Source organism: Acidianus ambivalens, from assembly GCF_009729015.1.
Lineage (GTDB): Archaea > Thermoproteota > Thermoprotei_A > Sulfolobales > Sulfolobaceae > Acidianus > Acidianus ambivalens.
Window position 1 is genome coordinate 452,471 of the sequence record NZ_CP045482.1, and the last position, 14,247, is coordinate 466,717.

Below are 14,247 nucleotides of genomic sequence, written 5' to 3' on the forward strand. Positions count from 1 at the left end.
CTCGTTAAAGTTTGAAAAACTAGAAAGGAATAAATACCTTCATCCTATTTTTACTTTATGCAAGAATTTACGGCTAATTTGTATTCTAGAGCAAAAAATTTTCTAGAGGCTGCGGTTTATAACATGAAAGGAGGATATTATGACATCTCCGCAATATTATTTTCTAGGGCAGTGTATTTAGTTCTAGTTGCCAAGCTTCTAGATTCCGGAGTAGAAATTCCATGGTATCTGGATTTTGCTGGATTATTTAGGCTTTTGAAAAAGAAACTGAAAATAGATGTCGAGAGTGAATTTTCGGAATTACTTGACGCAATTAGGATTCACGACTGTTATTCTACTCCAATTGAGATTAACGAAGATGAAATTAAAGAGTTAAATGAGAAAGTTAAAGATCTCTTCGTAAAACTTAATGTAACTTAAGGAACTTTATGGCGTTTATATTATTAATTTCCTTATCCATTAAATAGCAAGTTATTCTGCCTTCCTTTGTAGTGTCAATAACTGGTGCAACAAGAAATACCTCAACATTATATTTATCGGCAACGTTTAATGTATCTAAAATTACTGATGGGGTAGTTGGAGTAAATATTATTGCGTAACCTTCGTACTTCTTCATTTTTAGTAAATTCATTTCTGGTTCCTTTTCATCTATTTTCCTTCCACCGTAGATCTCAACTACAGACTTTACCAGGTCTTTTCCTGCTATTATGACCGTCTTTTCCTTAGTGGTTTCTAATTCGTCTTTTATTTCCTTTACTTGTACCCTAGGTATTTTTGTTGGCATAGTGTAAGGATTTTTAACAATGAAATAATCCTTAGAATAAAGTAGTGACGTGGCAAAAGCGTAAGCAGGACTATCAACGTAAGTATAAACTTGATCAAAATCCTTAATGATGGAGAAATCAAAGGCTCTATACTCTTCTCCAGGCTTTATAATAACCTTTTTATCAAATTTTAGGGCAGGAAAATCTTTACCATAAGTTATCAAAACTTTCATAATTAATCATCTTTTTTTAATCCTTAAAAATTTTAGAAGAATTCCGTTAGGTCGTAAATTTCCTTAATGGTTTGATTTATTGTATCTATAACGAAAAGTTCGTTAACTCCTATTCCTTCATTAAGGATTAAGTTACCGTACTTTTCACCTTTTATTGAATGTATAAACGAAGAGAATAGGATTTCTCCTTCTTGTAAAGGTCTCTCCAAGTGGATGTTAGTTATTGGATTTCTTATGTGCTCTTCTTCCTTAAATACGACTGAAGGCAAAGGATTCTCGGAGAAAGCAACTCCTACAAGTTCGCCCTTGTGAATCATTCTTGTTTCCTTAAGAGCAAATTCCACGCTTTTAACCTTATTAGGGAAGAATCTTTTCTTCCTCTGAGTATAAAGATATTGTTGAGAATTTTTCGGCATGGAAAGCGAAGTGTAAGCTCTCATTGTCGCTATGCTTCTGTTTACGTTTCTTATTACTCCGAATACGTTTTTGTCGTATATTCTTATTTCTTTTTGTATTGTCCATTTTATTGCGTTTTCTATGAATTTTACTATTTCTTCTTCTTTGTATAGGGCTGATGTTATTATTTTGTCTATTACGTTTATTTTGTGTTCTTTGAAGGTGGTGAGTATCATGTTTAGTTTGTCGATTGCTTTTTCTTTTAGTATGTCTTCTTTGTTTATGACTACGAATGTTGGTAGTTTGAAGGCTGAGATCATTTTTGCGTGGTTTTCTGCGTCTTTTTGTGTTGTTTTGTCGTCTGCGAAGTATATTACTGCGTCTGAGATTCTTAGTCCGTTTATTTGTTTGTCAAAGAGGTCGAATTGTCCTCCTATGTCTTGTAGGGAGAAAGTGATGTAGCCTTTTGCGAAGCCGTCTTTGTATGGTGATTCTACGATTACTCTTTCGTATTTTTCTCCTGTGAATTTTAGGTAGGATATTGTTCTGAAGGGGAGGAATTTTCCTTGGTGGTATGCCATTATTTTTTGTGCTGTGTAGATTGTTCTTTCCTCTATCTTCTCTTGTGGTGATATGTAGAGGAGGAATTGGTAGTAGTCTTCTGGTTTTCCGTTTATTTCTGCGTCAAACTTGGCATTTTTTATTGCTTCTTCTTGGTGTTCTAGGAAGTAATTGTTCTTTAGTAGGAATTTTGCGAATGATGTTGTTTTACCGGTGTCTCCGTTGCCAAGCAATGAAATTAAATACATAACGAATACTCCAATGTTTACCTTTTATTACTTACTATCTTTTTACATCATTACAGAATACATTTATATTATTATATTCCATTCATTTTTTTATGAAGAAGATTATCATCAACATTGAGGGAAGCGTTAACTCCGGTAAATCAACTCTCTTAGGGTATTTACTTTGGAAATATTCAACTAACAAGGACTACATAGCTCAAAAGACCAGATTATTCCAAATATATAATAAGCAGTATAAAGTCCCGGTGCAAGAATATTTGGCAAACCTCATACAAATAACCAGCGACGAAACAATTAGACAAATGACTTCCAAATCTCACGCAGTTAATATAACCATAGGAGACCTCCAATTAATAGCTATAGATATAGGAGGTCATAATAGGTACACTTACCAGGCTCACCTTTCAACAGTTGAGAGCGATACAACGCTTTTCGCAATTCCGGTTGATGAAATAAAGGAGAAGGCTTACCTTAAGAATACAATGCTCACTCATTTAATTACTACTTACCTAGTTAGAAAAGCCTTTGGCAGAACGCCAGAATTCCACGTCATAATAACTAAGATAGACATGGAAAAGGATTATGATAAATACGTTAGTCAAGTTAAGAGCGACCTTGATAGGATAGGCAAAATCCTAGGAATGACTGACGCAAGGTTTTACTACTACACTTCTTCCATAATAGTTAAAGGAATAAATGATATTCAAGCTGAAGGTCAATACGAGGAACTATTAAAGAACCTGGAAAGCACTGTTCAAACTAGAATAAACTCGTCAAAGACAGTCTTTCACGCTAGAGACGTAATGAATCCTACTGAGAATATTAAAGTTCTTGCAGGTAGGGTAATGTCTGGAAAAATACAGAAGAACGACGTGTTAAATACTCCTTACGGTGAGCAAAAAGTAATACAAATTGAGGAATTCGGGCAAAAGATTTACGCTGCAGATCCAACGTCTTATATTGCAATAAGGTTTGAAAGGGACAACTTCCCCTTAAACTTCAAGGGTGGAGAAGTTTTAGGCAATTTTGAATACTTTAGCAATGGCGAAATAACTCTCCTAGACCTTAGGGATACAATAAAGAGAATACAGGAGGAGTTTGAGTTAAAAGATGAGCAGTATTATAATCCTCCATCTAAAATACAGAAGGGAACTAAGTTTTACACTACGATTAACGGTTATAGGACTGCATTAAAGGTTGAAGACGTAATTTCCGAGGAAAGCAAGAAATTAAGGCTGAAGGTAAAAATAGAGGATAGAGTTGATAAGATATCTGTCTTCGGAGAAATAAGGAACACCGGAATAACTTATGAAGAGAATAACAAAATCTGGGGAGCATTCATTTTATGAAGCTAAAAGTGGTTTCAACAAGCCTTAGAAGATACGGCTAAGGATACTTTCTCTACTGGCTAATGCTTCAGCTTTTTGGGCTCAAAAATCTGCAGAAAAAGCGTTAAAAGCTTTACTCATTAATTTTGGTAAGAAAATAACTCTTTTACGTAACTATTCGTTATTTTTAATAACTTCGTTTTGCTTACGATATGTTTATATTGTATTATCGAAGTCTATTGATGAGCTCCAAACTGATGACGAGCTCTGCTCACGAGGATGAAAGTGAAAAACGGATGGGAGGATAGTGGTGTTTCCTCGACTAGCCCCAAGGGTGACTGTGTATGATCCCTTGAGAGGGGTGACCGTGGCAGAATTAGAAGTAAGGATAAGTTACGTCACGGATAAACACAATAAGAACTCATGATTTAGTGAAATTTGAATGAAATTCAAAGAGAATCTGGGATAAGAGGAGACGAAATTAGGCAGGATGTCGATAAGTTAACAGTTCATTATACTATTGCGAGATATCCAGATGCCGCAAATGCTGTACCAGCTAGGTTATATTCTAAGGAAGGCGCCGAATAAAAAGAGCGGAGAGGGTAATAGAGTGGGTAAAGCGTTATCTGCAATAAAAAGCCAAGAAGAGATGCTCAGAAGGGTCAAGTTGTTTATAGAAGACGTAAAAAGGAAATCAATGTGAAAGAAGTTTATGTAGTAGGTTCCGGAGCCAGAGGAGATTATCTAGCTACAAGCGATATTGATTTAGTAATTATATCAGACGATTTTAAAGGTATGAGGTATATAGATAGAATGGAGAAGTTAAGTAAATATAGGAGGGCTAAAATAGATTATTTTACTTTTACCACTGAGGAGTGGGAAAATCCTCAGTCATTATATATTGAGGAAATGAAGAAAGAAGCAAAGAAATTGGACTGACTTCTCCGAAATCTAGAAAGTTGAATACTCTCTTGATTTGTCAGTTTTTATCATTTGATCTGTACCATTTTAAATTAATTAGTTTGCATCACCTGCTGATATAGATATTTTAATTTTTGCTCTAAGATTCATATAAACTTTATTCTATATCTACAATGTATATACAGTACCCCTTGTTATTTTACCTTCCTTCTTCAATTCTGACAAATTCTTTAGAATCGAAGCGCGTGGAATTTTTGTACATCTTTCCAGGTCTTCTAAAGTTAATAAACCCCTCTTTGCTAATACAAGGAGTATTTTTGTTTTTGCGACAGTTCTTTCATACGTTAAATAATGTAATTTAACGTTAATTAGCTTTACTAAATTAGTAAGTAACTTATCACGTACTAAAAGTTAGCTTTGTTGTTCCTTCCTGCAGGTTTACTAAAGTAGTAATACTCTTTCCCTTACCGTGAGAGTAAGCTCTTTTAAGTAAAAAAGCGGGATCAAGACAGAATTAAAAACTAATTAACTTGACCTAGATATATGATATTTTTGTATCAAAACATACAAAAATTATTCAGAATTAGTAACATTCTTCTATTGAGGAAATTTCTCCTTTAATTAATTCAGTTGCACATTCTAACCCTCTCTGAGTCGGCTGATAAGTACTAGAACCTCTGGTAGGGTGTAACGTCAATAGCCCCCTTTTGATCAGTTCTTTAATGCACCTCCTTACATCTCCTCTTAAATGTCCTGGAAACCTCCTCAATACTGCTTCTAATGGGACGTGTGCAGATAATGAACCATTGGTAGCGTCGAAAACAGCTACTAATATTGCGTTAAGTGTCTCGATACTGCATTTAGCCATTTTCTGCCAGAATCATTTTATTCATAACAAGATTTTTAAGTCTTTATCAGAAAATGATAACTATGGAAAGTAAACAGGTAGAGAAGGAAGTAGTTTTCGTAAGCAAGGTTTCCGTAACTAAAAGTAAGAAAAACGGTAAGGAGTACGTTACTTATAGGATAACTATTCCTATGGAGAAGGCTAAGGAATTGGAGTTAAACGACGGGGATTATCTTTTAATAAAGGCTAAAAAGGCTAAGTGGTACCACCTCTTAAATTGGGAGGAAATGAAGAACGTTTACAACATGTTGCCGGAGGAAATAAAGAAGGAAGTTAATGAGTTAAATCCTAAATAAGAATGAAAATAGAGTAAAAAAAGAAGAGATAAGCTTTTTGTTTAAGATTTTTCTTCACTAAACTGAGGAATTAATTCAAAGTCTCATTTAGAATTTCCAATACTTTATCCAGTTTCTCATTAATCTCCTTCAACTCTGCATTTAGTACATCTCTCTAACAACTTAATTCTTTGCTCTTTTGTTAATTTGCTCACATCTAGTACAGCCATATGTAGATTTTTGAAAACGTCAAATATAAGCGTTTACTAATTTTTTCCTCATATGTTACCAACGTGGTCATTGCATTTATAGAGAAATTCTTTCAAACCAACATAAATGTAAGCCCCCGGCAGGACTCGAACCTGCGACAACCGGCTCTGCAGGCCGGTTTTAGGGGGTACCCCCCTAAAACCCCCAATTCCAATAACGTTGAATTGAATGAAGTTAGAATGAATGGCTTTGATCTAACGCCTTCTAACAACTCTGAAATTTCCGCGAGTGATTTGCTCAAATTCGAATTTGCACTTAGACAGAAAAAAATTGCGGATAGGACAATAAAAGAATATGTCAACTGTGTAAAGCAGGGAAGAAAAGAATCGAATAACTGTATCAAAGCATGGAGGAATTTCTATCGCTTAGTCTTAAACAGAGACCCGCCCGAAAACCTTAAGCCGAAAAAGACGAAACCTGATTTACGAGTCCCCACATTGGAAGAAGTTAAGAGGACGCTTGAAGTTGTAAAGTCTAATTATTCCTTATATTTATTATACCGGCTTTTACTGGAAAGCGGTTCAAGGGAATCTGAAGCCCTCAAAGTGATTAATAATTATGACGAGAAAAACGAAATTAAGGAAGAAGGTTTCAGCATATATATTCTCAACTGGACTAGGGGGCAGAAAAAGAGCTTCTACTTATTCCACGTTACGCAGTTACAACAAGTAAGAATTACAAAAGATCAGGTTTCCAGTTTTGTCAAACGGCATGACATTGTGCCACCTAAGTATATCAGAAAATTCTTTGCCACTAAAGCCTTAGAGTTAGGTATTCCATCAGAAATAGTAAACTTCATTCAAGGAAGGACTCCTAGTGAGGTTTTGACAAAGCATTACCTGGACTTACTCACTTTGGCAAAAAAGGAGTATAAGAAGTATATGGAGTGGTTGTATACAAACGTATACAAGGAATGAACAGACACTGACCCCAACCCCGTTTTCCACCCTCAAACAACGTTTTTTTCCTCTTGCATTTTCCTGAGTGAAACTTGGATTTGCGATAACAGATCTAATTCTTTCTCTTTTCTCTTCTTCAGATATTCCGCATAGAAGTCATTTGGAAGCTCCACTTTGAAATAATCTATTGCTTTGTGAGCAGATTTTGTTGTAAATTCGCCACGGGTGTCTCGTGCGAATTCTTTTTCGTATAGCTGTGCTACAGCGATTTTCTTTTTCTTGTTTTTCCATGTTATCTTTATCTGGTACCACCCCTTCTCTCTCAGAAAATAGGCGATATCGTCCGGGGCGGGCGTTGTAAACAATACCGCAGAAACTCTAGTCCTGATGAGTGCGTAATAAGCATAAAACATCTTCATGTAATCCTTATACCAGTAGTACTTACTGAGCCAAATCGACGCATCATCAAATATTATATAAGGAATTCTTTCATCCCTTTCAGTTATTTCTTCCAAGTATGCCAACGCGTCTGGCAACTCGAAAAAGTACTTTACATATTTCCATGCTTCATCTTTTGTTTGTAATCCTCTAAGGGCGAATTCCACATCCCTTGCGACCTTAAATGCGTAAGTGGTCTTGCCAGTGCCTTGTGGGCCAAAAATAACTGCAGAGATGAAACCCATATTGTGATATGCCTCAACTATCTTTTGTGCTAACCACAAAAGCTCAGCCATTCTAATCCTCCTCCTCCATATCGCTATCTTTCCCGCCATGGAGTAGTTGTTTAAACAGGCTCTTATTCACATTCTCTCTGACTTGGCCACTTGACACTCTTAACACTCTGAGTATATCCCTCCTTCCTCTACCACCCTTACTAACTAAGTAATGCTTCAGTTTATGGGCAAACTCTGCAAGCTCAACGACGGGCTCCTCACCAAAGTAACTAGGAAGATTAGCAAACTCATACGCCGTAAGGATTAATGAGATCTGTGACCCCGATAAGTAGAACATCGTATCTTTTGGGTTGACAAGTTCACTTATGGCCCGGTTTGTGACCGTGTAAGGATTTTCGATTTCTGGAGGCTTTTCTTCATCTTCCTCCTCAGCCGGTTCATTATTCATTAATGCTTCTAACTCTGCTAACTTCTTCTTCAGTTCTTCATTTTCCTTCTTCAGCTGTTCCAACTCAGATGATCCGTTCTTCTTGTTAGGCATCTAAATCACCTACCAAATGTGCTAAATAGAAGTTCCTCTGTGGGTTCAGATAAATATGAACTGTATCGTCAGGCCATACTTCGGCAATAAAAGGTATCTGTACGCGGTCAGTCCCAAGAATATACCCTACGTAATGCATTATTTTTGGGTCACATTGTAAATAATCCGCAGGGGGGCATAGGTCGTCATTTTCCAAGAAAATGACGTCGATAAAACTATTGTGTAAACGCTTTTGAAGGAATTTCTCTATTCCCTTTTTATGGTCAACCATTCAGCTCACCTTTGAACTATTTGATGGAATCGTGAAACTAGGAGTTGTAGTTGTCGTTGATGTAGTAGTTGGTATGTGTGTCACAGTACTGTTTGTCACATGCTGAGCCAAGATATGGCTAAGGTTTGCGTTAGCTATTCCAAAGCCTATTCCTAACCCTATGCCAATCCCCATCACCGCACCGACAATCAACATCAACAAGTCGGGCCCTGATCCTACTCTTGCAAGGGCCTCAAAGAATTTCGTTTTTATCAATGAATGTAGTATTTGCGGGGCATTCAGCGTCTTGAGCGTCAGTTGCTTAATCTTCTCGTCCACAGTCAAGTCTAAAGTGTAAGGAAAGTCAGGTAAAGTAAACCAGACCGCCACGAACTTTTTCCCTAGGGGGAATTTACTCCTTTCGAGAAGAAGAGGTTCACCATTCAACACCCACGTCTTCTTTAGTTTCTTTACCTCCAACATAAGATAGCCTTGGTTTTCGACTAGTTTTGCCCTCCTTAGAAATAGCAGCTGCAGACCATCTTTACTCTGCTGCAGCATTGCAATGTAATGTTCAGCCGTAAACAGCCGTGAGTTAATCCATTTTTTGACGACCTTTACCTGAACATCAACTTTCTGCTTCTTAAACTTCTTCTTCTTCTGAGACAGCTCTTGTTTAAGTTGCTCAAACTGTGCCTTTTTGAGCTCAAATTCCCTCTTCTGATAGACCTTGTAGAGCTTCCTGAGATCTTTCCCGTCTGCTATCTGCTTTACTGCCTCCTCATACTTTTGCTTTAGCTCTTCTAAAGATTGGGCTTTCTTCAGCTCTTCTTCCCAAACCGAAACTAACTTTCCGTCCCCGTTAGCCATGCACCATCACCATTCCTAAGTAGAACATGAAACTATCAAGGGTCAGACCCACGTAATAACATACGTAACTGTGAAAATAGATCATTAAATGAGAGATAGCGATAATGACGACCGACGAAACCACTAAGTAATATCCCATGAGCCTTGTGGAACTGTGGCTGAGCGTTGAACTCCTTGATTTGGGCTTTGCTTTTCTGAACAGCAAAACAGTAATGAGCATAATTAAATCGAAACCTAGAACAATTACGCCGTAAGTGTTTGGGACTAAGACCATTTTCTTTCCACCTCATCACACATATTCCTCCTTGAGCCAGTTGAAGAAGAAGGCAAAGTCCATGAGTCCGAACGCGAGTGGCAGAAGAGCGAGATAGAAGTTTGACGCTGAAAATGTTATGTCCGTATAGTTTTGCACGAATACAAGAAAGCCCATTGTGCCCATAATAAATCCTAACAAATCGATTAGGTAGTTTCTTACGACCAAACCTAGAAGAGGGATTAGAATACCTAATATATAGATTACGTCCCCTAACGCACTCATAAGATGAAAAAAGAATGTGACTTTAAAAAGGGCCTACTTGTGCATACGTTTCAACCGTTTGGCTAAATATAACGCCGATAATAACGACCTCTTCTCTTCCTTGCTTAGTTTCGCCCTCTTTACATGCTTTATGGCTTTATTTAGGTACTCGACCTTTATATCGCCGTCCTTGGTAAACGCCCGCTTTCCATACAGTCGCTCTAGATATTTGTGCACCCTTCCTTTCCGTTTGATTGCCTTCTGTATCCACTTTGACATGGATACCCCCTCATTCCTTATATATTTTATAACTAATAATGGCGGGTACCACAATCAGTACTAACAAGTAGAATACTGGTACCAATGCAACTAGTGTGGCATTAGATGACCCTACATACTCTGGGTTACTAACGAATGATGATGTGGTCTCTGTTAGGGTACCAGATGTCGTAACGTAAGTAGTGTAAGACCCTGGATTAGTTAAGTAGGTAACGTAAGAGACTATTGGCTGAAACAGTACAATCCCTACAATGATAAAGATAGCTAAAAAAATGATTTCCTTCATATTGATTTCTTCCATCCTTCACCACTCCTTAATCTTTGTAAATCTTATACGCAATTACTGCCGGGACTATGATTAGTATCAATATGTAGAACAATGGCACTAAGCTTAATAGTGTCGCGTCAGTCCCGGTGACACTAGGGGCAGTGCCTGATGTTAAATTGTTAACTTCGCTTGTAATGACGGGCAGTAAGACAATGCCGATTAGGATGAAGACGAATAGTCCTATTAAGAGTCCTATATTAAGCTGTCCTTCACCTTTTGCTAACTTAGGATTTTGAGATGCTAATTCTACGAATTTCTTGGCTGAGGATATGATATTGCCATCCCAAGTTTGGTAAAAGATCCTGACCGCTTCTTCTATCTGCTCTTTGGTGAAATATTTGTAGGGATTTATCGCTACCTTAAGGGCTTCTTTCGCTATCTTTAATTTTGACCAGAGGCTCATTTTTGTTCGATACAGGCTCGTCGAGAGGCTTTTTAAACCGCATAGTTTCTGAATTCAGAATCTGAATTTCTTTCGAGTTCTCTTTAATTTTAGCATAAAGCGTACGACCTTGTTTGTATAGGTCGATTAGCCCTTCTTCATTTAGGATCCTAAGATGTCTAAGGACAGTGGCATAGCTAAGCAGAAGCGTATGGCTGATTAGGGAAGCTGAAAGTATATAGTTTTCCGCTATCAGCTGAAGTATCTTCCTCCTAAGAATTTTCGCCCTAATCTCATTAGAGCTGTAAGTCATGGCCCGTATCCCCTAATCAATTTAATGAGTTCCCAGATTAGTACGAAGTTAATGATTAGTATTATCGTCGTCAAGAACGGCCCTATCACTGGTACACTTGAGAGAAGTGTTATTGAGCCCGTGAAAATACTCAACAGATAGCCTACTGCAGAAGCAATTGTTTCAAATATCCATATGATCCAATCAAACACATAGAGGACTGGGGCAAGCCATCCAAAATTGATACTGAAGAGCGTTACGCCCGGTATCGTTACTGCAGGTATTGTAAGCCCTGGAAAGTGAGCCCCCAAGATGCAGAAGGGCGGTATCAATGTAGTTTGCGGGATTATAGTCAGAGGCCCCCATCCTACTGTCCATACTATCGATGAAGCCACTGCTTGAGCAGAAGCATAAGAAGGCTCTGGAGGGATACTAGGGGGCGTTAATCCACTGTAAGCACCTACCATCATTGCAATAAAGATATCGAATAGCAGGACATAAACTATTAGCTTAGTACCCATCCCTATCACCTCCTAGTACAAGGCCGGCTATCAGACCAAATATAATGGTGACCCCCCAGAAGAGTGGCAAGAAATCCATGAAAGTTAAGGCAAATGTTGAAGCAATCCCTACAATGATGGCAGGAATCTTTCCCGCCATTTTATACGTTAGCCCCATGAAGACCAGTATTATGATTATCGCAATGACCGGCCCTAATCCAGTGCTTAGGGCTAAAGAAATTGCGTCCGCCATCACTCCTCACCCCCCATGAATCTGTCCGTAAATGTTTTCGCGAGCAATAACGCGACGCCGAAGACGAAGATATAGAAGATGTACCAGGGCATTAGCCCTAAGTACGACGTCATAATAAGTCCCATAACCGCCCCTCCACTTGCCCCTGCCTTTCCGCCGAATTTCCATCCTAGTAGTGCAACGATTACCGTAACGGTAATCCCTATTAGTGATGCCCATGGTTGATCACTACTGAAGTTATAGAGCGAAGAGTTTGGCTGAACATTATTGCTAAACGGTTGAGTATAGTTGTAGTTAAGTGTTGATGTACATACAGTGGTTGTACTAGTTGTTGTAGTAGTGGACTGAGTAACGCTAATGTTTAAGATTTTGTAGGTCACTCCATACCAATCTACTTCCACAAGCTCATATGGAGTATCAGTCAATGTTACCTTAAACTGACCAAACCCGGTTGAATTGGTATATCCGGTGATATATTGTGATAACGTTGTGGTTGATGTACCCGTTAATATTACGAATGATTGGTCTGCAGTGGCTGATTGCAGAATAATGCCATCCACAAAGAACCATTTAATGTTTAGAGCACCGGCACCATAGTAGAAACCTATACCTAGTATGGGTGAACTATTGCTTATGATAACGCCGGTGCCGTATTTCACATTGATTATGTCTATCTCATTTGTGGCGGTAACAGTGAGCTGAAGCTCATTGAGGGTATCATTGTTGTATTGAAGACCGCTTGAGCCATTGAAAGGTATCAAGTAGTTACACTTCATGGTGATTATTAGGAGGCCGTCGTTAGCAGAGGCCCAATACCCGCAGAACTCGATTAGGGCTTTGCTCACCACATCTTTTGCATAAGAGAAAGCAAAGTTAGAGCCCTTATTTACGAACGCTGACATCGACACGTTCTCTATCGGTGTATTATAGCTAAATTGAAAGGTTAATGTGATAGTCTGTCCTTCCGTAACTGTAGTTGGGTATGGCGAAACGAAAATCACGGGCTGTTTCGTTGCGGGATAGATAGTGAATGAGCCGGTAAACTCACCTTCTACCAAACAGCCCTCAGATATTCTAATAATATAATTATAGGAAGTAGGAGCACACACTTGTTCCGTTATGGTGTAGGGCAAATCGACGAACCCGTTAGTCAACCCTTCTATGTCAATCTCAATTGTAGGTTTGACCGCCACACTGTATCCTGCATCCATAAGCACCGTGGGGATATTAGGGCCGGTAATGTTAGTTACCGATATTGTTTGTCCCGACAGATAGCTCGAACAAGGCGGGTATACCGTCACACTGCACGCCCACCACCCGACGAATATAGGAATAACGACGGGACAACAGAAAGTTTTCGAGAGTATGATTATCCTCAGCGTTATGGTGATGTTGAGGTACCAGGAGTTTGTAGCAGGAGCAGGATACAGCTTTGGAATTAGGTATATCTTGTTAGTGGTTTGACTGTAACAGATTTTGCCTTGGGCGGGATATTCTGCACCCGAGATACTGTAGTTTACGAAACTTAGACTTGTGATACTCCATGATGCTGAAGTACTCACGTTAATAGGATTATTAGCAAAAGCGTATCCGTAGAGGGCATGGATCCCGCCACACAGAACTAAGCTCTCATAAGTTAAGCTGATTTTACATGTTACGCTTTCAATAAAACTGTACCTCACTATACACCACACACCTTGCCCAAAAACTGTTCCTCCGTCCCACGCTTGTATCTGAAAGTCGTTGTTTAATTTCTCTAACGTTAGCGGGTTAATTCCGGTCGTCGTTTTAGTCCCTGTAATAACGCAAAAGACCTTTGTCGGACATGACCCTATCGTAACGTAAATGTGTAAGTAGTAAGGAGTGGTATAATTGAAAGCAAGCGTAACGTACTCGGGGGCGGTAAGACTAGGGACTGTCGCGTTTAGGAATACTTGACCGTTGAAGTAAGCGAAGATATGTTCGCATTTCATAGCGCCATGTTCTAACGCGACTATAATACCGGCGTTCCCGAACGAACCAGTGTTCAGTCCGTAATTTCCTTCTGTATTTATGTCGACGTAAGTACCATAGGCAATAGCAATCTCACCGTAGGGGGAAGTACCGCCATTCAAATAGAAGGTTACGTTGAAGTAGATGGAAGAGGTTGATAGAGAAATAGAGACGTTATTACCAGTGTATTCGCCACCGCTTAAAACCTTCAAATTGGTACCACATTTTGTGACAGTACTCCACCAATTTGCAGTACTTAGGGTACAACCGAGCTTAGTCACAAACCCCGTTGTCGAGATTGTCTTAGTTATAGTGAACGGCGACCAAGGCGGGCCGCCTCCTCCTCCTATTATTTCATAGTATGCATTAACAGGGATAGCCGGCATTACCAGAAGTAGAATTAGAAACGACAGGATCCACTTCTTCATAAGTTAGGAAAAAAGAGAATGAGTTTATAAGGGGCTCATTTATGTCTGAAAATTAACATTGCCAAACCTAAAATTATTATACCTAATGTCAGCATATACGGCCATAATGAAGCATAGGAAGGCGGTGGAATTGTTGTAG

General features: G+C 38.7%; 23 protein-coding genes. 7 read left to right on the forward strand and 16 right to left on the reverse strand.

From position 1 onward, the window contains the following. Positions 1 to 57 precede the first annotated feature (57 nt). Positions 58 to 420, forward strand: a complete 363-nt coding sequence (locus D1866_RS02705; protein WP_152941293.1) for a HEPN domain-containing protein — start codon at positions 58 to 60, stop codon at positions 418 to 420. On the opposite strand, the gene D1866_RS02710 is transcribed toward D1866_RS02705, so the two are convergent. Together D1866_RS02710 and D1866_RS02715 are read right to left on the reverse strand one after the other, a co-directional pair. Beyond that, entirely contained in the window at positions 407 to 997 is a 591-nt protein-coding gene (locus tag D1866_RS02710) for a hypothetical protein (RefSeq protein ID WP_152941295.1), read from the reverse strand. The two genes, D1866_RS02705 and D1866_RS02710, sit on opposite strands and share 14 nt — an antisense overlap. Positions 998 to 1,029: 32 nt before the next feature. Beyond that, positions 1,030 to 2,202 carry a GTP-binding protein gene (locus D1866_RS02715; RefSeq protein ID WP_155861026.1) on the reverse strand — a complete coding sequence of 391 codons (1,173 nt, stop codon included), beginning with the start codon at positions 2,200 to 2,202 and terminating at the stop codon, positions 1,030 to 1,032. Between the two features lie 92 nt (positions 2,203 to 2,294). Between D1866_RS02715 and D1866_RS02720 the strand changes: the two genes are divergently transcribed. From D1866_RS02720 to D1866_RS02735, 4 genes are all read left to right on the forward strand, one after another. Continuing rightward, entirely contained in the window at positions 2,295 to 3,551 is a 1,257-nt protein-coding gene (locus D1866_RS02720; RefSeq protein ID WP_152943219.1) for a GTP-binding protein, read from the forward strand. 55 nt (positions 3,552 to 3,606) lie between these two features. Next, positions 3,607 to 3,813, forward strand: coding sequence for a HEPN domain-containing protein (locus tag D1866_RS13220; protein ID WP_231136437.1), 207 nt, complete (start codon positions 3,607 to 3,609; stop codon positions 3,811 to 3,813). A gap of 155 nt (positions 3,814 to 3,968) precedes the next feature. Beyond that, positions 3,969 to 4,118 (forward strand): HEPN domain-containing protein, encoded by a 150-nt coding sequence (locus D1866_RS02730; RefSeq protein WP_196773468.1) that lies wholly within the window; start codon positions 3,969 to 3,971, stop codon positions 4,116 to 4,118. 111 nt (positions 4,119 to 4,229) lie between these two features. Then, positions 4,230 to 4,469, forward strand: coding sequence for a nucleotidyltransferase domain-containing protein (locus D1866_RS02735; RefSeq protein WP_231136363.1), 240 nt, complete (start codon positions 4,230 to 4,232; stop codon positions 4,467 to 4,469). A 150-nt stretch (positions 4,470 to 4,619) separates the two neighbouring features. Here the strand turns inward: D1866_RS02735 and D1866_RS13595 are convergent, their stop codons facing one another. Together D1866_RS13595 and D1866_RS02745 are read right to left on the reverse strand one after the other, a co-directional pair. Further along, positions 4,620 to 4,820, reverse strand: coding sequence for a MarR family transcriptional regulator (locus D1866_RS13595; protein WP_155861209.1), 201 nt, complete (start codon positions 4,818 to 4,820; stop codon positions 4,620 to 4,622). Positions 4,821 to 5,034: 214 nt separating this feature from the next. Next, complete coding sequence (locus tag D1866_RS02745; protein WP_152943222.1) at positions 5,035 to 5,319, reverse strand: hypothetical protein; 285 nt, start codon at positions 5,317 to 5,319, stop codon at positions 5,035 to 5,037. A gap of 62 nt (positions 5,320 to 5,381) precedes the next feature. On the opposite strand from D1866_RS02745, the gene D1866_RS02750 reads away from it, so the two are divergent. Together D1866_RS02750 and D1866_RS02755 are read left to right on the forward strand one after the other, a co-directional pair. Further along, complete coding sequence (locus D1866_RS02750) at positions 5,382 to 5,654, forward strand: hypothetical protein (RefSeq protein WP_152943225.1); 273 nt, start codon at positions 5,382 to 5,384, stop codon at positions 5,652 to 5,654. A gap of 272 nt (positions 5,655 to 5,926) precedes the next feature. Next, positions 5,927 to 6,820, forward strand: a complete 894-nt coding sequence (locus D1866_RS02755) for an integrase (protein WP_231136364.1) — start codon at positions 5,927 to 5,929, stop codon at positions 6,818 to 6,820. A 32-nt stretch (positions 6,821 to 6,852) separates the two neighbouring features. Here D1866_RS02755 and D1866_RS02760 read toward each other — a convergent pair whose 3' ends face one another. From D1866_RS02760 to D1866_RS02810, 12 genes are all read right to left on the reverse strand, one after another. After that, entirely contained in the window at positions 6,853 to 7,536 is a 684-nt protein-coding gene (locus tag D1866_RS02760; RefSeq protein ID WP_152943227.1) for a hypothetical protein, read from the reverse strand. A 1-nt stretch (position 7,537) separates the two neighbouring features. Beyond that, a complete protein-coding gene (locus tag D1866_RS02765) occupies positions 7,538 to 8,017 on the reverse strand; it encodes a hypothetical protein (protein ID WP_152943229.1) in 480 nt (159 codons plus the stop codon). Next, complete coding sequence (locus tag D1866_RS02770; RefSeq protein ID WP_152943230.1) at positions 8,010 to 8,288, reverse strand: hypothetical protein; 279 nt, start codon at positions 8,286 to 8,288, stop codon at positions 8,010 to 8,012. Before D1866_RS02770 ends, D1866_RS02765 begins: the two co-directional genes overlap by 8 nt. Continuing rightward, complete coding sequence (locus D1866_RS02775; RefSeq protein WP_152943232.1) at positions 8,289 to 9,137, reverse strand: B277 family protein; 849 nt, start codon at positions 9,135 to 9,137, stop codon at positions 8,289 to 8,291. Positions 9,138 to 9,426: 289 nt separating this feature from the next. Next, positions 9,427 to 9,675 carry a DUF5493 family protein gene (locus D1866_RS02780; RefSeq protein WP_152943234.1) on the reverse strand — a complete coding sequence of 83 codons (249 nt, stop codon included), beginning with the start codon at positions 9,673 to 9,675 and terminating at the stop codon, positions 9,427 to 9,429. A gap of 33 nt (positions 9,676 to 9,708) precedes the next feature. Continuing rightward, a complete protein-coding gene (locus tag D1866_RS13885; protein ID WP_476691488.1) occupies positions 9,709 to 9,933 on the reverse strand; it encodes a capsid protein VP2 in 225 nt (74 codons plus the stop codon). A gap of 10 nt (positions 9,934 to 9,943) precedes the next feature. Further along, entirely contained in the window at positions 9,944 to 10,234 is a 291-nt protein-coding gene (locus D1866_RS02785; protein ID WP_152943236.1) for a V1/V3 family capsid protein, read from the reverse strand. A 13-nt stretch (positions 10,235 to 10,247) separates the two neighbouring features. Beyond that, positions 10,248 to 10,664 carry a V1/V3 family capsid protein gene (locus D1866_RS02790; protein ID WP_152943238.1) on the reverse strand — a complete coding sequence of 139 codons (417 nt, stop codon included), beginning with the start codon at positions 10,662 to 10,664 and terminating at the stop codon, positions 10,248 to 10,250. Next, a complete protein-coding gene (locus D1866_RS02795) occupies positions 10,621 to 10,956 on the reverse strand; it encodes a transcriptional regulator (protein ID WP_152943240.1) in 336 nt (111 codons plus the stop codon). Before D1866_RS02795 ends, D1866_RS02790 begins: the two co-directional genes overlap by 44 nt. After that, positions 10,953 to 11,456, reverse strand: coding sequence for a C166 family protein (locus D1866_RS02800; protein ID WP_152943242.1), 504 nt, complete (start codon positions 11,454 to 11,456; stop codon positions 10,953 to 10,955). The genes D1866_RS02795 and D1866_RS02800 overlap by 4 nt, the downstream gene beginning before the upstream one ends. Then, positions 11,446 to 11,688, reverse strand: coding sequence for a DUF5489 family protein (locus D1866_RS02805; RefSeq protein WP_152943244.1), 243 nt, complete (start codon positions 11,686 to 11,688; stop codon positions 11,446 to 11,448). The genes D1866_RS02800 and D1866_RS02805 overlap by 11 nt, the downstream gene beginning before the upstream one ends. Further along, positions 11,688 to 14,108: a hypothetical protein gene (locus D1866_RS02810; RefSeq protein ID WP_152943247.1), complete on the reverse strand. Its 2,421-nt coding sequence runs from the start codon at positions 14,106 to 14,108 to the stop codon at positions 11,688 to 11,690. The genes D1866_RS02805 and D1866_RS02810 overlap by 1 nt, the downstream gene beginning before the upstream one ends. Positions 14,109 to 14,247 lie beyond the last annotated feature (139 nt).